18 protein-coding genes and 1 pseudogene are annotated in these 22,542 nt (G+C 45.7%); 11 read left to right on the top strand and 8 right to left on the bottom strand.

Translation table 11 applies throughout. The annotated features are described in order from the left end of the window. Nucleotides 1-135: 135 nt before the first annotated feature. The 4 genes from FEF09_RS19550 (at nt 136) to FEF09_RS19535 (ending at nt 3,573) form a co-directional block, all read left to right on the top strand. Nucleotides 136-582, top strand: coding sequence for a hypothetical protein (locus FEF09_RS19550; RefSeq protein ID WP_146306679.1), 447 nt, complete (start codon nt 136-138; stop codon nt 580-582). A gap of 182 nt (nt 583-764) precedes the next feature. Continuing rightward, the gene (locus tag FEF09_RS19545; RefSeq protein ID WP_146306678.1) at nt 765-1,148 is read left to right on the top strand and encodes a hypothetical protein; all 384 of its coding nucleotides are present in this window, start codon (nt 765-767) and stop codon (nt 1,146-1,148) included. A gap of 620 nt (nt 1,149-1,768) precedes the next feature. Next, nucleotides 1,769-2,080, top strand: a complete 312-nt coding sequence (locus FEF09_RS33280; protein ID WP_261387609.1) for a beta-galactosidase — start codon at nt 1,769-1,771, stop codon at nt 2,078-2,080. Then, complete coding sequence (locus FEF09_RS19535; protein ID WP_261387608.1) at nt 2,080-3,573, top strand: glycoside hydrolase family 35 protein; 1,494 nt, start codon at nt 2,080-2,082, stop codon at nt 3,571-3,573. Before FEF09_RS33280 ends, FEF09_RS19535 begins: the two co-directional genes overlap by 1 nt. Nucleotides 3,574-3,617: 44 nt before the next feature. On the opposite strand, the gene FEF09_RS19530 is transcribed toward FEF09_RS19535, so the two are convergent. Further along, on the bottom strand, nt 3,618-5,564 hold the full coding sequence (locus tag FEF09_RS19530; RefSeq protein ID WP_146306677.1) for a glycoside hydrolase family 97 protein: 1,947 nt from the start codon (nt 5,562-5,564) through the stop codon (nt 3,618-3,620). A 41-nt stretch (nt 5,565-5,605) separates the two neighbouring features. Then, nucleotides 5,606-6,633: pseudogene (locus tag FEF09_RS34850) on the bottom strand (glycoside hydrolase family 105 protein). Between the two features lie 291 nt (nt 6,634-6,924). Between FEF09_RS34850 and FEF09_RS19520 the strand changes: the two are divergent. Next, nucleotides 6,925-7,365: a CBS domain-containing protein gene (locus tag FEF09_RS19520; protein WP_146306676.1), complete on the top strand. Its 441-nt coding sequence runs from the start codon at nt 6,925-6,927 to the stop codon at nt 7,363-7,365. On the opposite strand, the gene FEF09_RS19515 is transcribed toward FEF09_RS19520, so the two are convergent. After that, entirely contained in the window at nt 7,362-9,779 is a 2,418-nt protein-coding gene (locus FEF09_RS19515) for an outer membrane beta-barrel protein (protein WP_146306675.1), read from the bottom strand. The genes FEF09_RS19520 and FEF09_RS19515 overlap by 4 nt on opposite strands. 264 nt (nt 9,780-10,043) lie before the next feature. Then, on the bottom strand, nt 10,044-11,309 hold the full coding sequence (locus FEF09_RS19510) for an aspartate kinase (protein ID WP_146306674.1): 1,266 nt from the start codon (nt 11,307-11,309) through the stop codon (nt 10,044-10,046). A 177-nt stretch (nt 11,310-11,486) separates the two neighbouring features. Between FEF09_RS19510 and fbp the strand changes: the two genes are divergently transcribed. The 5 genes from fbp (at nt 11,487) to FEF09_RS19485 (ending at nt 15,322) form a co-directional block, all read left to right on the top strand. Then, nucleotides 11,487-12,491, top strand: a complete 1,005-nt coding sequence (fbp, locus tag FEF09_RS19505) for a class 1 fructose-bisphosphatase (protein ID WP_146306673.1) — start codon at nt 11,487-11,489, stop codon at nt 12,489-12,491. A gap of 100 nt (nt 12,492-12,591) precedes the next feature. Next, nucleotides 12,592-13,122 (top strand): CAP domain-containing protein, encoded by a 531-nt coding sequence (locus FEF09_RS19500; protein ID WP_146306672.1) that lies wholly within the window; start codon nt 12,592-12,594, stop codon nt 13,120-13,122. Nucleotides 13,123-13,381: 259 nt separating this feature from the next. After that, nucleotides 13,382-14,146: an ABC transporter ATP-binding protein gene (locus FEF09_RS19495; RefSeq protein WP_146306671.1), complete on the top strand. Its 765-nt coding sequence runs from the start codon at nt 13,382-13,384 to the stop codon at nt 14,144-14,146. 48 nt (nt 14,147-14,194) lie between these two features. After that, nucleotides 14,195-14,737 (top strand): YfiT family bacillithiol transferase, encoded by a 543-nt coding sequence (locus FEF09_RS19490; protein ID WP_146306670.1) that lies wholly within the window; start codon nt 14,195-14,197, stop codon nt 14,735-14,737. Nucleotides 14,738-14,755: 18 nt separating this feature from the next. Beyond that, complete coding sequence (locus tag FEF09_RS19485) at nt 14,756-15,322, top strand: NUDIX hydrolase (RefSeq protein ID WP_146306669.1); 567 nt, start codon at nt 14,756-14,758, stop codon at nt 15,320-15,322. 476 nt (nt 15,323-15,798) lie between these two features. Here FEF09_RS19485 and FEF09_RS19480 read toward each other — a convergent pair whose 3' ends face one another. The 3 genes from FEF09_RS19480 to FEF09_RS19470 form a co-directional block, all read right to left on the bottom strand. Beyond that, on the bottom strand, nt 15,799-17,085 hold the full coding sequence (locus FEF09_RS19480) for a bifunctional folylpolyglutamate synthase/dihydrofolate synthase (protein WP_146306668.1): 1,287 nt from the start codon (nt 17,083-17,085) through the stop codon (nt 15,799-15,801). Nucleotides 17,086-17,171: 86 nt separating this feature from the next. Further along, nucleotides 17,172-18,641 carry a DUF5723 family protein gene (locus tag FEF09_RS19475; RefSeq protein ID WP_146306667.1) on the bottom strand — a complete coding sequence of 490 codons (1,470 nt, stop codon included), beginning with the start codon at nt 18,639-18,641 and terminating at the stop codon, nt 17,172-17,174. Between the two features lie 129 nt (nt 18,642-18,770). Further along, nucleotides 18,771-19,655, bottom strand: a complete 885-nt coding sequence (locus FEF09_RS19470; protein WP_146306666.1) for a hypothetical protein — start codon at nt 19,653-19,655, stop codon at nt 18,771-18,773. 228 nt (nt 19,656-19,883) lie between these two features. On the opposite strand from FEF09_RS19470, the gene FEF09_RS19465 reads away from it, so the two are divergent. Continuing rightward, a complete protein-coding gene (locus FEF09_RS19465) occupies nt 19,884-21,122 on the top strand; it encodes an MFS transporter (RefSeq protein WP_146306665.1) in 1,239 nt (412 codons plus the stop codon). A 121-nt stretch (nt 21,123-21,243) separates the two neighbouring features. Here the strand turns inward: FEF09_RS19465 and FEF09_RS19460 are convergent, their stop codons facing one another. Further along, on the bottom strand, nt 21,244-22,539 hold the full coding sequence (locus tag FEF09_RS19460) for a radical SAM protein (RefSeq protein ID WP_146306664.1): 1,296 nt from the start codon (nt 22,537-22,539) through the stop codon (nt 21,244-21,246). Nucleotides 22,540-22,542: the final 3 nt, after the last annotated feature.

The raw sequence follows: 22,542 nt of genomic DNA, 5'->3' as shown, positions 1-22,542 counted from the left end.
TAGGTCACATAACTGTTGGCAAAATGCTTCTGCCGATCTGCAAAAAATGGCAAACCTTATCAATAATTCCGGAAGTCAGTCGGCTGTGACGGCATTTAGAACTCTGGCCAATAATGATACAAGGTTAATTTTAAATTGGATCCGGAAAAAAAGAATAATGGTTTATTAGGTCTGCATCAATCACATGATGGTAAGGGGCCTGTGGCATGGGAAGCAAATGAAGGTGGTACGGGGAAATTTCAGACCATGCCTGATTATATCAAGGGGAAAGATGGAAAGGATAAATATAGAGAAGCGACAATTACTGTATTCGAAGGTAACTTCGACCAGCATGAATTGGCAGAGGCACGGAAAATTTCCGGTGACAAACAATTAACTATGGAAGAATTCATGGTAGTTACATTTACACACGAAGCATATCATGATACTGATCAAAAAACGATAGATGCTATTAAGCAAAGAATGAATGGAGGTAAAAATGATTTTGATGTGGAAACTGCCGCAGAGCAGAAAGCAGAGCAGAAGGTGTTTGAAGAGCTGAAAAAGAAAAGAAATAATAATGAAAAAACTTCTTCACAATGAGAATATTCATCGCCGTAACATGATTTTGTCAGCGTTGATTTTTTGCACGTCATAAAGAGTCCGGCTCAGTCAGTTAATAAAACGGAAACTTGTTGTACGGATACAAAGACTGCTGATGGTGGTTATAACAAGAAGACTGTATATAGTGTAATCATTAAGACATTAAATCAGCTAAAACCAGGATGGGGAGTCGATGGGAAAGGCTTTTATGTAACGAACAATGCGAATTAGTTGGTGCTTTTATATGGGATTTAACAGATACCTTAAATAAAGAGACCGAGTTTAATGAATGTATTGCTTTAAAAGAAGGACATATTTATCACTTTTCCCCCATACGTGAAAACTATTCTTACAGTAGTGTCGCGATATTAAACAATGGAAACGTGAAAATTTTTAAGGCCTTAAATTGTCCGCAAAAAGGAGATAAACTGGATGATGTTATTCGCTATATCACAGACAGTCTTTCTGTTCCTGATAAAACAGCACTGATTGATCGTGTTAGAAACTACAGACATTATGGATCTTATTTGCGTATAGATCCACAATCAACGTTCAATTGTAAATAGAAACCATCCCAGGATTGGTTACTTACGCAAATTTGGGTACTTAGATTTATTTAAGCGGCTTGAGCCAGGTGTTTCACCGGATTCAAGCCGCTTCGTTTTAAACAGCCTCGCTCCCTGATTACCCCACTCAACAGTAAACGTAGAAATACCCTTTCAACATGTCCTTCCAATGTCTCATAACTAAACTCTTTTTATCCTGCTGATCTGTCATTTCATTCATCCGTTCACCAAAAATCATTTTCTGGGAAAATGATTTTACCGGAGGAATATAAACCTGTTGAATGATGGTATCACCGACCTGCATGCACCCATGTTCATCCTTCCATTGCGTGAAGTGACGCATAATATTACCCTATTGCCTTTTCCCACGTTAAAAAGCGAAGATGTTGCGGGAAGTTTTTTCCTGATCGATTAAATATTTCAAATAGGTCTGTGGCTGGAATGTAGTAGCTGATCGTCCGGCGGAATAAATAGTAAACTGTCATGTAAAAAATATAGTGTATTGTCGGTAGCCAGCATCTGTAATACTATTTTCCCTCATCCCCCCATAATCTTCCCAATCCTTACCTTTTCCCGCCCGTTTTGAGTATTTTCCGCTTTCACTCAAGTTTACAGGCTCAATGAAAAAGGTTTTATTTATCAGCGCAATGGCTTTGCTCAGTTGTATGGGCAGTGTGAATGCGCAGTCAAAACACACCTTCGCCCTTTCTAAGAAAGACTTCTTACTCGATGGCAAACCCTACCAGATCATCAGCGGAGAAATGCACCCTGCGCGTATTCCAAAAGAATACTGGCGTCATCGCATCCAGATGGCAAAGGCTATGGGATGTAATACCATTGCTGCTTATGTGTTCTGGAACTATCACGAACAGGAAGAAGGGAAATTCGACTTCACTTCTGAAAACAGGGATATCGTGCCTTCATCAAAATAGTGCAGGAAGAGGGAATGTGGGTAATGCTGCGTCCCGGTCCATATGTATGTGCAGAATGGGAGTTCGGTGGATTACCGCCATATCTCCTGAGAATACCGGATATCAAAGTGCGTTGTATGGATCCGAGGTATATCGCTGCAACGGAAAGATATGTCAAAGCCTTGTCTGAAGAAGTGAAACCGCTGCAGATAACTAACGGCGGACCGATTGTTATGGTGCAGGTGGAGAATGAATATGGCAGCTTCGGTAACGACAGGGAATACATGCTCAAGGTAAAAGAAATGTGGGTACAGAATGGTATCAATGTGCCTTTCTATACGGCTGACGGACCAGTATCTGCATTGCTGGAAGCAGGATCAGTACCGGGTGCTGCTATCGGACTGGACTCCGGAAGCTCTGAAGGCGACTTCGCAGCCGCAGAAAAACAGAATCCGGACGTACCCTCTTTCAGCAGCGAATCCTATCCGGGTTGGTTGACACACTGGGGAGAGAAATGGGCACGTCCTGATAAAGCAGGCATCGTGAAGGAAGTGAAATTCCTGATGGATACCAAACGCTCCTTCAACCTCTACGTGATCCACGGAGGCACCAATTTCGGCTTCACCGCTGGTGCAAATTCCGGTGGTAAGGGGTATGAGCCGGATCTGACGTCTTACGACTATGACGCGCCTATAAATGAACAGGGAGACACTACCGCAAAGTATAATGCACTGCGTGACCTCATCGGCTCTTATAGCAAGAAAAAGTTGCCGGCAATCCCTAAAGCGATTCCAACAATTACTATTCCTGATATACAACTGAAACCATTCACCAGCGTATGGGAGAACCTGCCTGCTGCGGTGAAGTCTGTGCAACCGAAGACTTTTGAAGCCTACGGACAGGACTATGGTTACATGGTATATAAAACCGTATTGGTAGGACATAAAAGTGGTAAACTGGATATACTGGAACTGCATGATTATGCCACCGTATTCCTGAACGGTAAATACGTAGGTAAAATTGACCGCAGACTCGGAGAACACAGTATCGAACTGCCTAAATCTGATGTGAAAGATCCGATACTGGAAATATTTGTGGAAGGCATGGGCCGTATCAACTTCGCACAGGCACTGATAGACCGGAAGGGTATCACCGACCGTGTAACTCTGAATGGTATGACGCTGATGAACTGGGAAGTATATGGGCTGCCAATGAAGAGCGATTTCGTACAAAACCTGCCGGCATCTAAAACCGGACAGGTGAAAGAAGGCGAATTCTTCAAAGGTACCTTTACCCTGACTGCTACAGGTGACACTTATCTTGACATGACCAACTTCAAAAAAGGAATGGTATGGGTAAATGGTCATAATCTGGGTCGCTACTGGGAGATCGGTCCGCAGAAACGTTTATACTGCCCCGCACCATGGCTGAAGAAAGGAGAGAACGTGATCGTTGTGCTGGATCAGCATCAGCTGGAAGCAGCTACTATCAAAGGAGAAAAGAAACTCGACTAAATAAAAAAAGGGCAGTTTAACACTGCCCTTTTTTGTTGCTAATATTATTGTTTGCGGATCCTCGCTACATACCCGCCACCCTTTGTCATTTTGATTGTGAGTTTCGAGTGACTGTCTGTCGTACCAGATTCCCTTTTACAGTCTTTTGCATTTCTATCGGCATTAATACCGTCTTTCCAGCTGTCTATGTTGAAGTTTCCTTCACCAAGGAAAGAAAGATCAATAGTCAGTTCCCTTGGCGTCCAGTTGGTCATCGCACCGATATACCAGTCACCGTTTGCTGCTTGCCGGGCAATGGCTACATATTCGCCTACTTTCGCCTGTAAAGGAATGGTCTGCTGCCATACAGTTGGTACTGTCTGCAGGAAGTCCATAGCTACCGGTTCATGGTAATAGTGAGTCGGAAGGTCGCACAACATCTGTAACGGACTTTCATAGACCACATACATGGCCAGCTGATTACAACGGGTACCTAATGTCAGTGGTTCTGCGGGAATAGCGGACCAGCTGTCACGTTGTACGTTCTGCATACCGCCGGGTGTGAAGTCCATCGGACCAGCAGCCATACGGATAAACGGAATAGTCGTCGTATGTGAAGGGGTGATCCAGTCTTCAAATTTGCTGATCTCATTACCTAAAACGCCTTCAGACGTCAGCACGTTAGGGTAGGTACGGAGCCAGCCGGTAGGTTTATAGGCGCCATGGAAATCTACCATCAGCTGACGGGCAGCGGCTGCTTTGGAGACTTTTTCATAGTAATTGACCATATCCTGATCATCCCGCTGCATAAAGTCAACCTTGATGCCTTTTACACCCCATTCTTTGAACTTATCCAATGCCATGTCCAGCTGTTTGTCTAATACCAGCCAGCTGCTCCAGAGCAGGATGTTGACATTTTTAGCTTTGGCATAGTCAACCAGCTCTTTTACGTTAATACCCGGCGTCAGTTTCATGAGGTCGCGGGTATCACACCAGCCTTCATCCAGCAGTACGTATTCAATGCCGTATTTAGCAGCGAAGTCGATGTAGTATTTATAAGTCTCGTTATTGATACCGGCACGGAAATCAACATCATAAATGTTGTTATAATGCCACCAGTCCCACTGTACCTTGCCGGGTTTTACCCAGCTATAATCGCCTGTCGCGGGAGGTGCCAGCTGATAAACCAGCTGATTGTTCAGCAGTTCACCGTCCTGACGGGCAATCATCACCAGTCGCCATGGAAAGGATTGTGGTCCCTGAATAGCAGCGATGAAGTTTTCGCGGGCAGTGACCTGTTCATCACGGTCACTGGTCACCTTTTTCTCTTTAGGGTAGTAAGGGAACACCGCTTTTAACTTACCGCCACCCTGACCACGTAGCCACATACCGGCGTAGTTGAACAGACCGGACTCTGTAAGCAGCAGTTTGGTGCCTTTTACTTCGAATAAAGCCGGCAGACTGGCCAGCTGCTTTTCGGTAATGCTGTCCAGTTTATATTGGATGTATTTACGTTCGTTGTGAGAGAACATACCGTCCTCCTGTGGGTACCATGCCTTTCCCTCCTTATCCAGACTGAAAGCGGCCTGCTCTTCCAGCACCTTGTAAGGCTTTTTGCTGGTCGTCAGCCAATGCCAGGCGATACCATTGTCATACGCTCTCCATTCAAGTGCGAGTCCGTTGCTGAAATCGAGGTGCAACTCATTGTACCTGTCAGCGATTGTTTTGGTTTTCTGCATAATGACAGGCGTCAGTACGCCGTCATGAGACCCCGTTTTCGCTTTACTGACCTTCCATACGTTTCCCTTGTCTGCATCGGTTTTAAACGACACGACAGACGGGGAGATCAGTTCCTTGTTATCCTGAGAGAGACTGTAGGTAATATCTGAGCCTACCTGAATGGTCAATGTGACCGTTTTATCTGGCGATACTACTGTATATCGCTGTTGCGCGTGGATGCCGGAAAGGCAGAAAAGGAAAATTCCTGTGATAGACAGGCCTTTGTACTTCATTATCAGTGGAAATTTAGTGCTGTTTTGTTGTCGTCAGTTGGCTAATCCAATAAAGCCGCTGCCGCCCATAATACAGGCGCCTGACCATGCAGATCGCCGGTTACCCGGTTGCGGTTCAGATAGTACTGCTGATCGTTCTTTTTGTTGGTACCCTCACATACATCCTTTACATCACCGGATTCATTGATGTATTTTACCAGCGTGGTCCAGGCATTTTTGGCTGTCAAACCGTATTCCTTCTCCTCCAGCCAGCCTTTTTTTACACCTACGATCATTGAGTAAGTGAACATAGCCGTACAGGAAGTTTCTGAAAAAGAGGTCGGGTCGTCCAGCAGCTGGTGCCACATATAGTTTTTGTCCTGCAGTTTCTTCAGGGCAGCCATCATCTTTTATAGCTGTCCATGATCTTTGCACGGTCTGCATGGCCGGAAGGCAGCACACTCAGTAATTCCGTCATACCAGCGGCTACCCAGCCATTACCACGACCCCAGAGGAACTTTGCATCCGGCGCATGAAAGAACAATCCTTCAGGCTGTTGCATTGCCTCCAGATATACGACCATTTCGCGGGCAGCGCGATCCAGATATTCTTTGTTGCCGGTAGCGCGGAAGGCTTCCACCTGCAATAAAGTAATCATGTACATGTCATCGATCCACATACGGGTCTGCCAGGAAAGTCCTTTGGATTGAAATTCCTGTTGACCGGCCTGTGGATTGTCTGGTAGTTGCCATTGCTGATCGGCAAACGCCTTTCCCGTCTCCAGATACTTGGATTGGTTGGTCTGCAGGTATAATTCCAGCGGAACCGCTCCAAATACGCTGTGATCAACATGATCTGCTCTGGGAACAAGGCTCTGGGATTGTGCCAGTAAAGGTTCATAACGCAGTGCCAGCTTTTGCGCCAGTTCTTTATTGCCGCTTGCTTTTGCGAACTGGAGTGCACCGTACCACGTACAAACCTCCGGATAAGTAATGGATTGTGGTTGACCGGGGTTGCCAAAATTGTAAAAAGGTCCGCTTACATAGTGGTTGGCCACAAAAAGACCAATAGCCGCCGGTTCTGTACCCATTGGCCAGTCTTTGAAGATCTTCTGAGCAAATACACTACTGAACGGTGTCAGTAGGCCCGCTAGAGCGACGATTGCCAGGTGTATTCTCAATTTGCGCATACAATGCTAATTATCAGGGTTGTAAATAGTCACAGTTTTTTAACGAACGATTGCGTAAAGTAATATATAAAAATACTGTATGCAAGATGCGACTGAAAATTTATATGGGAAGGGGGAAATTTGGGCATAAAATGTTAACTTAGAAAGAAAGGGCTTGTATTCCTCCATTCATCACACCTAAATTACCTCGTTATGGGAACTGTACGTGACATTCTACGGGTGAAAGGCCATGCTGTTTACTCCGTTCAGCCAGATGATACTGTATTTGACGCGTTAAGCGTATTAGTGGACAAAAATGTGGGTGCCCTGGTGGTGCTCGGCGACAACGACAAAGTATTGGGTATCTTTTCCGAACGTGACTACGCCCGCAGGGTTATTCTGAAAGGCAGGGCTTCCAAAGAGACATTAATCAGGGAAATTATGACGGAACACCCGTTTACGGTGACTGAAGAGGATAGTATTCAGGACTGTATGGTAAAAATGACGGACAAACACATCCGCCATTTACCCGTTACAGATGACCAGCTAAGACTGGTCGGTATGATTTCCATCGGTGACGTCGTAAAATATGTAATTGACGAACAGCGCTATATTATCGACAACCTAGAAGGTTATATAAAGGGTACGCGTTAACTGCCTACCCTTTGTTGTTCAGCCCCCGCATCTCTGTCGCGGGCCGCTTTTATGTTGCTGTTACCAAAATTCCAGGTCAGCGCCAGATTTACGCGCCTGTTCTGCCAGCGGTTATTGATGTACATGTCAATGTTATCGAACCGGGCAGTACCGCGGAACTGCTCACGGTTAGTAATGTCAGAAACATTCAGTTTCGTAACCAGTTTCTTATTCATGAACGACTTCTGTATACCAGCGCCAATCGCGAAGGAAGACCTTATTTTGTATACCCCCCAGACAAACGGACTCTCATAGTAGCCATTCAGCTCCATTTTCCAGTCATTCGGTAAGGTAAAAGTATGGGTCGTCTGATAGTTCAGGCCCCAGGTATTGGTCGCCAGATTGACCATCGTATCCTTCACATCATATGCTGTACGGTTGGCGTTGATGTTGTTGGTGATATTCCACCATTTGAAAGGATCTATCGGGATGGTCAGCGTGATGCCATATACATAGCTCCGCTCAAAGTTTCTGTCATAGAAAGTGGTCACTTTTGAAGTGTCATTCTGGATCATATACTCCAGTACAATGTTTTTGGTCAGTCCGTAGGAGAGGGCCGCCACATACTTCTGTTTAAACGTGTAACTGATTTCCGCTTTATGCGTGTACTCCGGTAACAGGTATGGATTTCCCTTGAAATAATTGTACTTGTCGATATACCAGACAAATGGATTCAGATCACCGTAATTCGGTCTCGAAATACGCTTCGAATAGTTCACCCCTATCTTATGATTTTCGCTGAGTTTCTGATCTACAGAAAGACTGGGGAAGAAATCAAGATAAGAGCGTTTTACGTGGGACTGCAAGGTCACGGAATAACCGTCGGATTTTGTCTGTTCCGCACGCAGGCCGGCCTGAATATCGGTATTGTGGATCTGTTTTTTGAAGATCAGGTAACCGGCATAAACTGTTTCCGTGTAAATAAACTGATTGCTCTGTGTAATCGCCCGTTCGTACTTGCCATTCAGCAGAGAGTCATAGCGCAGATCATTATCTGTTTTCACAGAACTGATCTTAAAACCGGTCTCCAGTTTGGTGGTTTTATTGAATGGCAGCACCAGATCTGCTTTAAAGCTTTTAATGGTTACATTATTGATCGGTCTGTTACGGATGGAATGATAATTCAATACCGGATCCACGAGGTAAGACATGCTATCGTTCAACAGCATATTGTTATTATCCTTAAATGTTGCCCAGTCAGCATCTGCTGAAATTTCTGTCCCCAAAGTATCCAGCTGGCCTTTATAATTCAGATTGAAAGAAACATTGGAAAATTTGTTCCTGATCGTTGTATTAGAGTAAAGCGTAGAATCAACTTTTCCGTTACTGCTGATCGGATTGGTATTAAAACCATCCTGCCAGAAAGAGTTGCTATAACCCCTTACAAGCGCACCGACCGTATGTTTGCTGTTAATGAAATAGTCAAATCCTGCTTTGTAGTTATTGTTTTTAAAACGGCGTCTGTTATAGACATCTGACACAAATAATATCGGTTGATCTCCTTCGATGTGCCGCTCGATATAACGGGTCTGGAAGAAGCCTCTGTTACCGTTGTTATAGTTACCAAAGAGATTGAATTTTTCGGTCCGCCAGTTCAGATTAAGTCCGGTTGTATACATCCCGTATTTGCCGGTACCTACTGTCAGATTATAGGAGCCATTTATACCTGTTATAACAGTCTTTTTAGTCTTGATGTTGATGATACCGCTTTTGCCGGCAGCATCGTATTTAGCGGAAGGACTGGTGATGATTTCGATGGTGGAGATGTTTTCTGCCGGCAGACTTCTCAGCAGATTCGCCAGTTGTTCGCCGGAAAGGTAAGTAAGTTTACCATCCAGCATAATAGTCGCCCCCTGATTACCCTGCAGGATGACATTATCGTCTTTGTCAATCTGCACACCCGGGGCTCTTTTCAATACATCCAGCGCTGTACCACCCGAAGCGGCGAGACTGCTTTCCACATTTAAAACGGTGGCTCCGTTCTTTCTTTCAATAAATGGTTTCTGTGCAGATACAGTAACACCTTCCAGCGTTTTGGAGGCAGGGGAGAGTGTCAGGGTGGGCAGCTGCACCAATTTGTGCTGTGCGTCAATACTGAATACCGAAGTGCTGGCATTGGTGTACCCCATGAGATTGGCCTGAATAAAATAACGACCTGCTTCTACTTTGTCAAAGGTGGCGCTTCCTTCCTGAGAACTCAGTTCACCTTTTACAAGCGTAGAATCTTTCGCTTTCCGTAGCAACACGTTTGCGAAAGGAAGGGGATGCCCGTTGGTTTCTGTTGTCTTAATGGTGATCTTTCCTGAAACCTGTTGGGCATAAATAGTGCCTGACCCGGCGATTACCAGGATGACAATCAAAAGAATTTTTTTCATAAGGTTAAATCTCAGATTGTTGGTGGGATGGCTTACTCTCAGCGGGTATCACCCACTCGGATCCGATACAGAGCAGGTAAAATGGAAGCATTTCAGGGTTGGCTCCCGTTCGTTCCGTTCGCAGTTGATGTAAAGCCCTGCCCTCCAGTACAATAATGGCAAGGATACCCAGGGTTATGATAATAAATATGGATACCTTTTTCATGCAGGTTGTTTATTAAAAGACGAACCTGCAGGGAAAAGGTTGCAAAAAGGTAGGAAATTTTATTTCAGTAAACGCTGAATTGTGATGAGTGATCGTTGTTCCAACAAGACAGTTCTGTCTTTGCTCAGTTCTTCCAACAATCCGTCCTGATTATAACGCACGGTCAGTAATTCTAAACCTTCGTTATATGAGATTTTAAAGTCATCATGTAATGCCTTCATCAAAGCCTCTATTTTCTCCGGGTTATTGTCAATACAGCAGGAGAAACTGATGGCGGCATTCTGCATCAAATTTATCTTGATTTTGAGCTGGTGAAAACGCTCATAAACGTCGCTGATCCTGTCTTCAGTAATGAAGTCAAAGTTGCGGGAAGTGATGGTCAGCAGTACCTGATTTTTCTTCAGTACTATGATGGGCGGTAACTGCTTTGTCTCCGTTTCTTCCTTGATAACGGTACCCGGAAGATCTTTATTCAGAAAACTCTTTACATAGAGGGGAATCTGCTTGTTCTGCAGTGGTTTGATGGTCTTTGGATGGATCACCTGTGCACCGTAGTAAGCCATTTCGATCACTTCGCTGTAAGTAATTTCAGGGATATTGATCGTGTTGGGGAATAACTTTGGATCGGCATTTTTCAGGCCTTCCACGTCTTTCCAGATGGTCTGGCTTTCTGCATTCAGCAGATTGGCAAATACGGCGGCTGAGTAGTCACTGCCTTCACGACCGAGGGTCACGCTTTCATTCTGATCAGTACTACCGATAAAACCCTGTGTAATGATGATATTTGCCTTTTTAAACAGTGGCAATACCTTCTCCTGTACATTCTGTCCTGTAACAGTCCAGTCGATATTGGCATCGCGGAAGGTATCGTCTGTACGGAATACATCACGAACGTCCATCCAGTTATTGGCCACACCCGCCAGATTAAAATAAGCACTTACGATGGCTGTACTGAGTAGTTCACCAAGACTTACCAGCTGATCATAATAGTAATCGAATGAGCGGCCCGGTTTTTCGCCCAATGTCCATTCAGCTTCCGTAAAGAATTGCTGTAGCTGTTCGAATACCGGATTATCACGGGTACCCAGCAGTTTATCGGCTACTTCAAGGTGTTGCTCTTCGATGTTATGTAGCAGCTGTGCTGCTATTTCACGCTTACGCAGATAGAAGTTCTGCGCTACTTTCTCCAGTTCATTCGTTGTTTTACCCATCGCAGATATCACGATCAGTATCTGCTGATCCGGGAATGACTGTACGATAGTAGCTACCTGTTGAATACGTTCAACGCTTTCTAAACTTGCACCTCCAAATTTGAAAACCTTCATATATGCTTAATCTTCCGTGAAAAAATACGGGGCAAAGTAAGACAACTTTGAATTTGTTTTAAAATTTGTTTCGTGGAAAATGACAGTTTCATTAAAATGTCTGTTTTCGGTAAATTAGCTGATGAGACGAGAATGCCAGAGGCAGCTCACAGTTATGAGAAAACTAATCCATTATATATGAACAGAAAAGTAATGACTCTGGATGAGTTTACTATCCAGGAGCTGAGGAATTACCCCGGAGCAACAGGACAATTGTCTGGTTTATTGCGTGATATAGGGCTGGCTGCAAAGCGGGTCAACGTAGAAGTCAATAAGGCCGGTATTGCTGATATTCTGGGAGAGGCAGGCAAAATCAACGTACAGGGAGAGAAAGTCAAGAAACTGGATGAATTTGCCAATGATCAGTTTATCAGCTCTCTGCGTAGCAGTATTTATTGCTGCGGAGTTGCTTCAGAAGAGGAGGAGAACTTCATTGCCTTTGACGACGAGCACTCCAAAAACTCCAAGTACGTGGTGCTGCTGGATCCTTTGGATGGATCTGGTAATATCGATGTCAATGTCTCTATCGGTACCATCTTTTCTGTTTATCGCAGGTTAACGCCTACCGGCACCGTGTGTGAGCTGGAGGATTTCCTGCAACCGGGATATGTACAGATTGCAGCTGGTTACATCATCTACGGTTCTTCTACTATGCTGGTATACGCCACCCGCCGCAGTGTACAGGGCTTTACACTCGACCCTTCCATAGGAGAGTTCTGTCTGTCCCATCCAAATCTTAAATGTCCCGGAGAGAGCGACATCTTTTCCGTCAACATAGGTTACTATCATCTCTATGAGGATAAGGTCCGTAACGCGATCGACTATTTCCTCGCCAAAGACGAACATGGTAAAATATACCGCCATCGCTTTGTAGGATGTATGGTGGCAGAAGTACACCGTACACTTATTCAGGGAGGAATTTTCATGTATCCGGCTTTTGGAAAATATGCAGGGGGCCGTTTGCGTTTATGTTATGAGTGCAACCCCATGTCATTCATCATGGAAAAGGCAGGCGGATTGGCAATGGCTACCGGCAGACAAAGACTGCTGGAACTGAAACCATCCAAACTGCACCAGCGTGTTCCTATATTTTTAGGGTCCAGAAACATGATGGATGTATGGCAACGAATAGTAAATAGTTAGAAAAAAATGCAAATATGAGCTTTTGGTATAACTATTGCTAAACCAGCACTGGTTATCTTTGTCTAATGTAAATTATTTATTATCTATTACCATACACACTATGAACCGCAAGCTCACATTTGCCGTATTCGGATTTTTTCTGACTTTCCACCTGTTCGTATTTTCCTGTTCCAGATCGGCAGCTCCTGCTAAAAGCAGCACTACTGTAAAAGAGGGTCCTGCTCCCGCCAGCAAAGAGCCTACCGCCGATGGCGACGCAAAACTGATCAAGGACATCCTTTATTATACCAACGAGTTCAGAGCCACCAAAGGCCTGCCTCCCCTGAAACTGGAATCATACTGCTCACAGCTGGCCCAGAAGCACAGCGATAACATGGCCACCGGCAAAGTAGCCTTTGGTCACGATCAGTTTGAGATCCGTAATGACGCTGTTACACTGAAATTTCATGGTGTATCCGGCGTAGGAGAGAACGTAGCTTATGGTAATCTGGATGCTAAAGGTGTAGTTGATGGCTGGATTAAGAGCCCGGGTCACCGTAGGAATATGCTGGGTGACTTTAACCTGATCGGCATTGGTGCTGCCCAGAAAGGAAAGGTGACATATTTTACACAGTTCTTCGTAAAGAAATAGCCATTTCACTCAGGAATTAAGCATTGAATGCAACGGAGATAGATGGGAATGGGATGAGTATATTCTTAATACTGATTGATTAAGAGCTTAATTGATAGCTTTTTATGAGAGGCGCTTCAGCGAATGAAGCGCCTCTTTTTTTATTTCATTGGAAATAAGTCAATATCGCTGAATAAAATTATTGCCTGATTCAGGGGCATTTATGTCCCAATTCCTAATTCTTAATTCCTAATTCCTAATTGAATTGTAATTTAGTCCCATGGAAAAGAGGAAGATTATCGAAGTAAAGGACCTGGTTAAGCAATATGGCGATTTTACGGCAGTTAAAGGGATCAGTTTCGACGTCTACGAAAATGAAATATTCGGACTGTTAGGCCCTAATGGTGCGGGTAAGTCCACGACTTTAGAGATTATTGAAACACTAAGGGATAAAACTTCCGGAACAGTGACCGTTGACGGATATGATCTGGATAAGGATCCGGAATCCATCAAAAAACTAATAGGAGTGCAGTTACAGAGTTCAGGGTATTATCCCGGATTGAATCTGACAGAACTGATAGAGCTGTTCTGCGGACTGTACAATCAGGAAGTAAATCCTAAAGAACTGCTGGCCTCCTTCAATCTGGAAGATAAAGCGAAAGCGAAGTATAAGGAACTCTCCGGCGGACAGAAACAGCGTTTTTCCATTGCCACAACGCTGATCAACAAGCCTAAGATCATATTTCTCGATGAACCCACAACAGGGCTGGATCCACAGGCCAGACGCAATCTCTGGGACCTGATTCAGGAAGTACGCGCCAAGGGTACCACTGTTGTTATTACCACACATTACATGGACGAAGCCGAATTCCTGTGCGATCGCTGCGCGATCGTTGATAGCGGCCGTATCATTGCGCTGGAGTCTCCTGACACCCTGATAGATCAGCTGGTAGCAGGCGGATTTGAGCGTAAGAAAGAAGTGAAGAAAGCCAATCTGGAAGATGTGTTTATTCACATGACCGGTAAGGGCCTGAGAGAAGATTAGTGTGCTGATCCCTCCGATTTTTAATACCCAAATCATACTGACACGATTATGGACATCGACCTGGAGCAACTCAAATACCCTATCGGCAAATTCGAAGCGCCTGCTGAGATCTCAGACCGCGCTTTGAAAGGTTATATTAACGATATCAGATACTTGCCATCCCTGATAGAGATCGTAGTACAAAGTCTGGACGAGGCGCAGTTAGCCACTCCTTACAGACCCGAAGGATGGGCGGTATACCAGGTTGTACACCATCTGGTGGACAGTCATACGCAGGCATTGACCCGCTTTAAATGGGCCCTCACAGAAGATAATCCTACTATTAAAGCCTATAATGAAACTGCCTGGGCAGAATTGCCGGACGTGAAGAAAACGCCTATTAACGTTTCACTGACCTTATTACATGCATTACATACCCGTTGGGTAAACCTTATGGAGAACCTGACACCGGAACAATGGGCCCGCACATTTGTACATCCTGAAAGCGGTAAAACGATCGCCTTAAGGACGCTTGCAGCCAATTATTCCTGGCATGGCCGTCACCATATGGCACAGATAGAAAGATTGAAAGAGCGCAATAACTGGCACTAAACTATAAACAGAAGAATCATGGCATCATTAGATTGGAAAACATTAAGTTCTGAGTACCTTTTCAAAGACAACTGGTTAACAGCCCGTCGCGATAAATGTGAAACGCCACAGGGCAAGATCGTAGAACCTTACTACGTGCTGGAATACAACGACTGGGTAAACTGTGTCGCAGTAACAGCTGACGGTCGTATCATCATGGTACGCCAGTTCAGACAAGGCATCGGTAAAGCTGTCCTTGAAATTCCGGGTGGCACAATGGACGATACAGATCCATCCCCTGAATTTGCAATGCGTCGCGAACTACTCGAAGAAACCGGCTACGAATTTGATAAACTCATCAACCTCGGCGCCGTTGCCCCTAATCCGGCCTCCAGCAACAACCTTACCCATATGTTCCTCGCCACCGGCGGCAGGAAAGTGCAAGATCAAGACCTTGACGAAAACGAAGAAATAGAACTCGTTCTCATGGATCTCGAAGACGTAGAAAAGCTGCTCCTCGATAATCAAATCCTGCAAAGTCTGCACGTAAGCTGCCTGTTTTATGCATTACTGCGTCTGAAGGAATTAAAGATCCAGCATTCATAGACATAGCAACACAGCGGATACTATCACGACTCAAAATAAGCAACGCTTGTATATCAGCAGCATCAACTAACAACGATGTCCTGACATACAAGCGTTTCATTTACCCTTCCCCACAAAAAGTCTATATGCTCAAAGCCCGGCACTAACAGCGGAGGGTTTCAGATAGAGCCTGCGGGCCTTAGCCCATTGTAGAGCCCTCCACGCTTGACAACGTTCAATCGACTTCCTATACCCCCTACGCTTCCCCCGCCCAATAGCGCATCTCGAAAAGGGGCGTAGTCCGCGGGCCTGGCTGAAACCGAAGCCCTGCCGGCCCACACGCTATTTTATAAAACCTGCAACAAGTACGAAGCAATACCCTTCCCCGCAAAAAGTCTACATGCTCAAAGCCCTGCCGGCCCACACACCACCACAAAAAGCCATAAAAAAGCGGACTACATAAACTATGCAGTCCGCTTAAACAGATATGAATACAATTACATCACCTCCGCAACGATGAAGAAGCTACCACACACCAGCACAATATCATCCTTATGCGCCTGTTGCTTCGCCGCCTGAAACGCCTGTTGCACACTCTCATACGCATGCCCTCTCAGACCATTCCCATGCGCCAGCTCCGCCAGCTCATGCTGATCCATCGCCCGTGGCAACTGCGCCTTACAAAAATAATACGTCGCCGCCGCCGGAAACAAAGGCAGCACCTTACTCACTTCCTTATCCTTCACAAACCCGGTCACAATATGCAAATGCCGGTACACCATATGCTGCAGCTGCTGCACAATTTCCGTGATCCCTGCTTCATTATGACCCACATCAAAGATAGTCAGCGGATCATGTGCAACCGTCTCCCAACGTCCACGCAGCCCTGTCAGTTTTTTAACATGAGACAGCGCGGTCAGGACCGTCTGCTCCGGCAGTTCCCAACCTGCTTTCTGCAGGATTTTCCACGCCGAAAGTACGCCCATAATATTTTTCATCTGGTACTGACCGGTGAGGTCCGTCCGGATGGTTTTCATATCGCCGCTATGTGTATGTTGCACGCCCAGCTTTAGCTGTCCTTGTGCAAATTCCGTTTCCTGTATCAGCCATTCCTGATCCGCAAAATGGATCGGCGCACCCAGAAATGCTGCTTTATCGGTAAAGATAGCCTCAATTTCAGACTGTGTCTGTGCGATCACGACGGGTACATTTTCCTTGATGATGCCTGCTTTTTCCGAAGCAATTTCCGGCAGGGTATTGCCAAGGATATGCATGTGGTCATAGCTGATATTGGTGATGACGGAGAGCTCGGGAATGATGATATTAGTGCTGTCTAATCTGCCGCCGAGACCTACTTCAATGATCGCGATATCTACCTGTTCCAGTGCAAAGTACTGGAAGGCCATTGCGACGGTCATTTCGAAGAAGGAAGGCTCAAGGCTTTCGATGGCAGGCTGCATTTGTTCAACGAATTCCACCACAAATTCTTTGGATATCATTTCTCCGTTAATGCGGATCCGCTCACGGAAGTCCAGCAGGTGAGGAGAAGTATACAATCCTGTTTTGTAGCCCGCCTGTTGGAAGACAGCCGCCAGCATATGACTGGTAGAGCCTTTTCCGTTAGTACCGGCAACATGTATGGATTTGAATTTGTGCTGGGGATCGCCGAGCTGTTTGCAAAGCTCGATCGTATTGTGAAGGTCCTTTTTAAAGGCACTGGCACCTACCCGGGTGAACATGGGTAGCTGCTGATAGAGGTAGTCAACCGTTTCCTGGTAGTTCATATACATTTGGTAAGCCGGAACAAATACAAGATTTGTTCCGGACCCCAAATGTAAATGAACTCATATAAATATCGTTGGTAAAATTCTTAGAAGTTGGTGCCGGGGCATCCTACTTTACCTTCACCGCGTTTGATAGGAATGATACGCAGGGCAATGAAGCCATCCAGACGGTTTTTGTTCTTCTGGAAGAGGTTAGATAACATGGTGGTAGATCCGATTACGAGCGGACCGAGACGCAGACCAAGACCTGCATCGAACTGTCCGTTACGGTTGACGCTTAATGGCAGGTAGCCACCGATATGACGGGCTTCATAACGTGGCGTTGCCTGAAAGTAAGACATCGCATATGTTTTGCTCGGATCGTATTTACCGGCGTTTAAAGCAAGGCGACCGGCAGCGTTTATGAAGAAGCGGCCGTCGATATTGTAGTCAGCCATCAGATTCAGTGCCGCAGGCGTGTTCATACGGAACTTATCCTCAGCAGGCAGTTCGTTGAAGTAGGTGCTGATACGACGGTAGTAGGCCTGTACACTTTCGCCTCTGCGTTGTCTCAGATCGCTGGTGTTGATGTTTTCTGTACGGAGATCCAGGTCTTTGCTGTCCGGAGACTTTTTGTAAGTGATGCTACCGAGGTCGGTGATCGATACGCCTAAACGCAATCTGTAGTCATCAGCTTCCGGGTTCCACTGGGTGTCATCATAGCCGGTCAGACCGTCAATCACTTCACGCCATTCGTAGGTGATACCTACGTCCATACCAAGACCCATATTACCGAATACTTTATAGTTGCTCAGGGTAGGGCTTTCCCATTTCGCCAGACCATCACTGTAGCCAACTTTCAGGGTACCGTCGTTGATCTCACCGTTGGTACGGTCATGCATAACAAAGGAGGCGCCTTCTACCTGTGCGTAACCTGCGGCTACACCGGAGAGCAGTTTTAATGTAGCACCGGCTTTGAATACGGTATTCCCATCATCTTTCAGTACACGTGCATAAGTAAAACCAAACTCATTCCACCAATGGAAGCTGGCGTTTACCCATTCCATATCGTAACGTTGATTGTTAAATCTTGTATTCGGAAAGTCCAGTGCAAAGAAGTTGGCTACATCCGTCGTGGCGTTACCACCATTGACCATTGAGCGTACACGCCAGGTGAATGCAACGGAGCTTAGTTCATCAAGGGAATACAGCACAGATGGCATCATCACGTCTACGTTACCCCAGGCAAACTGTCTGCCTGTAGCGGCTGTGTCGAGGAAGTAATCGCGGTTCCGCTTCAGGTCTCTCAGTGAATCAGGAGGATGCAGGAGAATAGAACGGGGAAAGCGGATATATGTGTTACCGGCAGCAGCATTGATACCGGCAATGTTAACGTCCCATTTATAGTGTGTACCTGCGGCCATCGCAGGGTTGTTTGGGACACCATGAATACCGGCGTATTGGCTGTTGGAATAGCCGCCTAAAGTAAACTGAGCCCGGGCCTCATAAGACCCAAATAAAGAAATGGCAATAAATAACAGTCGTAGATGTCTTAACAGCTTTACACGAAATGGCATATGCAGTAATTAGTTGGCAGTTCGGTTTCCCCCCAATAACGCAAAAATCTAGCCGTTTATTGGCGGGCACTACAAAAGAAAATGGGAAAAGATCAGCGATCTCTTCCCATGCAAATATATTTAAATATCTTATTGTACTTTAAAATAAAATCTAATAAGTGCGAACTGTACTTCTGGTGCGTCGTCGTTTACGTTATATTTCAGCTGAGAGGCGGCTCTTTTTGCAATTTCGATCAGACGTGGGTTATTCAGCGTAGAACCCTTCAGGGAATGCGAGGTTGCGATCACGTTACCCTGTCTGTCTACTTTAATGTTAACCGCAATATAACCTGATTCGTCTCCATCGTAGGTCAGGGATGGTTTACTGAGCAATGTACGGCCATTGAGACGGAAGTCTGAACGTCCACCGCCAAGACCGCCACCGGTATAACCACCGCCGTCAGGATTACCATTGATCTGGCCACGGTCGCCCGGTTTACCCGTATTACCTTCGCCGCTGGAGTTGTTGCTGCTCTGGGCATTATTACCGCTGTTGCTGCTGCTGGAACTGCCACCTGCGTATACCGCTTTAGGTTTCGGAGCAGGAGGTACCGGCGCCGGCGGATTATCTGAATTCTTTTTAGGAGGTGTTTTGGTCGGTTTTGGTTCAAGGTTTTTAGTTTCCCTTGGTTTCTCTACCGGTTTTTCCGGTTTGGTGATCTCCGGAGCCTCTTCATCATCCTGTGTGGCAATGTCTTCCTGAGTAGCATTGTCAGCCGAAGGCACAGGTTCGTTCTGAGGCGTAGAAGCACTCGCTTCACCACTGCTCGGTGGATTTGGGTTCAATGGTTGTTCATCTCCCATACCCTCATCTGAAGTACCGAGATTCACTTCCATACCAAGATCCTGATCCGGTAAGGGCGGTGGCGCGGAGAACCCTGCCAGTAACAGCACAACTAACACTAATGCGTGTACGGCAATGGTGGCGCCGGCTGCTTTTAAATTCTTGTCTGTATTGTCTTCTTTTTTCGGCATACCCAAAAGTAAGGATAATTTTTAAAGTGTATACAGCCTGTCCTGTCCGTCCTGTTTTTCTGATCAGGCGCGTTTTTGCCTGTCCGGATAATCCGCTGAATCCCAATCTTTCCGGCTATCCGGTCCGGAAACAGGACCGGATAAATATTTAACTGTTTTTCATGTGCAATTATTATTGCCGGCATCAACTTTATTCACCTAATTTTGTACCATCTTTAGAGCTTCAGGATGTCACCAATTTTTTCTTTGTACAAAAAGGCGTATGCCGGCCTATCACCCTCCACCTGGCTGTTGGCTGTAGTTTTGTTAATCAATCGCAGTGGCGCAATGGTAATACCTTTTATGACGGTATATCTGACGCATGAACTGCATTTTTCCATCGAACAAGCTGGTATTGTAATGGCCTGTTTCGGGACAGGCGCTATCTGCGGATCTTTTATCGGCGGACGGCTTTCCGACAGGATAGGCTTTTACCCCGTACAGTTCTGGAGCCTGCTGCTGCAGGGACTTATCTTCCTCGTACTCGGACAAATGCGCACCCTGCCACAGTTTTGTGTCTGCATCTTTGTATTGAGTTGCGTGGGCGATGCCTTCAGACCTGCAAACGTTGCCGCCACAGCTTACTATAGTACCGCAGTGAATCGTACGCGGTCTTATTCACTTAACAGACTGGCGTCAAACCTCGGCTGGTCCGTCGGACCGGCACTGGGTGGTATACTGGCGGGTTATAGTTATCATCTCCTGTTCTGGGTAGATGGTTTAAGTTGTATCATCGCAATCATTATCATGCGGATACTGCTTCCGCCAGTAAAAGTAGCCCCTAAACCACCCAAACAGGTGGACTGCGTCAAAACCAATAACTCAGATAGTGTTTATAAAGACGGGGTCTATCTGGCTTTCATACTGCTGATCGTGGTATTTACAACCGGCTTTCTCCAACTATCTACCATGGTGCCACTCTATCTTAAATCAGTGGCCAATATGCAGGAAGCGCAGATCGGTATGCTGATGGGACTGAACGGCCTGTTGGTCGCTTTCTTCGAAATGGTGTTGGTATATAAACTGGAAGGGAAAATGCATAGTCTGCAGTTCATCACCCGTGGTGTGATACTGGCAGGTGTGGGCTATCTGAGCTTTAATTTACTGCCGCCGGTGGCAGCTGCAGGTGTTGTATTTATACTACTGTTCACAGCAGGAGAGATGCTGAGCATTCCTTTTATGAACTCCTTCTTTGTAACAAGAAGCAGTGACCATAACCGCGGACAATACGCCGGTCTTTACACCATGTCATTCTCTATCTCAAGTATCCTCGCACCTACACTGGGATCCTTTATGGTGGGGCATTATGGCTTCTCTTCGTGGTGGTACTGTACAACGGCACTATGTACGCTGACGGGCATCGGATTCTATATACTATATAAAAAAACAGCCGGTAATAAAGAAGTAGAGATACTGGCAAAGAGCTAGTATTGTCTGATCTGACACATTATAAAAAGAAAGGCGTCCGCTACCAGCAGACGCCTTTCTCATTTATCTCAAAAACAATTTAAAATCATCTTAAGACACTAAGCACTCAATTCTTCATTGACTAATAGTGTGCGAAGTCTTTCTCATAATCACCTTTGATCCTTTCAATCGGTGGATTGAAATAACCATATTTCAGGTGAGGGAATTCTTCCTGAATCAGCTCCTGCAATTGTTTGATACCAAGACAGTCACCTACTTCAGTAATACCCAGACGACCCAGATACCAGTCAGGATCGATATTGAAGTTGCGCCATTGGATCATCTGCAGATCCGTTTCCCTGATCACTTTACGCAGCGCTTCATATTCGTCCACACTGTCAGTCATACCGGGGAAAGTGAAGTAGTTAATAGACGTCCATCCACCAAATTCACGTACTACTTTCAGACTCTCAATGATGTCCTCAAATTTGTAGTTATTCGGACGGTAGTATGGCGTATAGAATTTCTCCTGTACAGAGTTGGTACTTACACGGATGCTGTTCAGACCTGCTTTACACAGTTCACGAACTGCATCTGGTTTACTACCGTTAGTATTGATATTAATGCTTCCTTTCGGTGTGTGCTTACGGATCTCAATAATGGATTCGCGGATGGTCTCCCACATCAGCAGTGGTTCGCCTTCACAACCCTGTCCGTAGCTTACGATCGGGAATGGCGCTGTTTCCAGATGCGGCACGGTATATTCCACGATCTCTTCTGCAGTTGGTTTGAAACGCAGACGATCCTGTGTAGATACAATAGTTTCTTCTTCCGGCTGGAAAGAAATACAACCTATACAGTTGGCGTTACACGCAGGAGAAGAAGGAATAGGACACTCCCAGCGCCCCATGAAATAGTTACGGGCAGCAGGGCAGTGGTATGTCAGCGCACAGTTATCAGCCAGATGTTGTACCAGACGGTTGTGCGGATAAGCATTCAGTAATTGCTCTACACCCTGTTTTACCTTTTTATCATCAAAACCGGCACATTCCTGACGGATGTCCTGTTCGATACGGGTAGCAGGTACATAAAACTTACCATCCAGCCAACCTACTGCTGTATAGCAGAAAAGTGGAAGGGTAGGTGCATCCGGCATCGTTTCGTATGCAGCCAGATAATAACCGGTATGTGCAGGCGGAATAAAGGCAGCAACGGCCCATCCTTTATCGCAGATACCCATTTCACCGGTTTTTGCATCCAGACCGATACCACGGCGTCCGGGCAGTTCGTAAAGAGAACCACCTTCCGGTAATTCTATCCATTCTTCAGGATCGATCGGCCACGCGTCCCAGCCACTACGGCCGGTAGTCAGCATGGAAGTGTCTTCGAAAATGTTCCCTTTACCATCAGAGTAAAGGATGTATGGAGACTGTTTCAAATG

It is taken from the genome of Chitinophaga pinensis, from assembly GCF_007896845.1.
GTDB classification, from domain to species: domain Bacteria; phylum Bacteroidota; class Bacteroidia; order Chitinophagales; family Chitinophagaceae; genus Chitinophaga; species Chitinophaga pinensis_C.
The sequence above is the reverse complement of the archived record's forward strand: the minus strand, read 5'-3'. Positions and strand labels throughout refer to the sequence as shown.

Coding starts and splice junctions, on each gene's coding strand:
- FEF09_RS19545 (WP_146306678.1), top strand. CDS start 765: ATGGGGAGTCGATGGGAAAGGCTTTTATGTAACGAACAATGCGAATTA.
- FEF09_RS33280 (WP_261387609.1), top strand. CDS start 1,769: ATGAAAAAGGTTTTATTTATCAGCGCAATGGCTTTGCTCAGTTGTATG.
- FEF09_RS19530 (WP_146306677.1), bottom strand. CDS start 5,564: ATGAAGTACAAAGGCCTGTCTATCACAGGAATTTTCCTTTTCTGCCTT.
- FEF09_RS19520 (WP_146306676.1), top strand. CDS start 6,925: ATGGGAACTGTACGTGACATTCTACGGGTGAAAGGCCATGCTGTTTAC.
- FEF09_RS19515 (WP_146306675.1), bottom strand. CDS start 9,779: ATGAAAAAAATTCTTTTGATTGTCATCCTGGTAATCGCCGGGTCAGGC.
- FEF09_RS19510 (WP_146306674.1), bottom strand. CDS start 11,309: ATGAAGGTTTTCAAATTTGGAGGTGCAAGTTTAGAAAGCGTTGAACGT.
- fbp (WP_146306673.1), top strand. CDS start 11,487: ATGAACAGAAAAGTAATGACTCTGGATGAGTTTACTATCCAGGAGCTG.
- FEF09_RS19500 (WP_146306672.1), top strand. CDS start 12,592: ATGAACCGCAAGCTCACATTTGCCGTATTCGGATTTTTTCTGACTTTC.
- FEF09_RS19495 (WP_146306671.1), top strand. CDS start 13,382: ATGGAAAAGAGGAAGATTATCGAAGTAAAGGACCTGGTTAAGCAATAT.
- FEF09_RS19490 (WP_146306670.1), top strand. CDS start 14,195: ATGGACATCGACCTGGAGCAACTCAAATACCCTATCGGCAAATTCGAA.
- FEF09_RS19485 (WP_146306669.1), top strand. CDS start 14,756: ATGGCATCATTAGATTGGAAAACATTAAGTTCTGAGTACCTTTTCAAA.
- FEF09_RS19480 (WP_146306668.1), bottom strand. CDS start 17,085: ATGAACTACCAGGAAACGGTTGACTACCTCTATCAGCAGCTACCCATG.
- FEF09_RS19475 (WP_146306667.1), bottom strand. CDS start 18,641: ATGCCATTTCGTGTAAAGCTGTTAAGACATCTACGACTGTTATTTATT.
- FEF09_RS19470 (WP_146306666.1), bottom strand. CDS start 19,655: ATGCCGAAAAAAGAAGACAATACAGACAAGAATTTAAAAGCAGCCGGC.
- FEF09_RS19465 (WP_146306665.1), top strand. CDS start 19,884: ATGTCACCAATTTTTTCTTTGTACAAAAAGGCGTATGCCGGCCTATCA.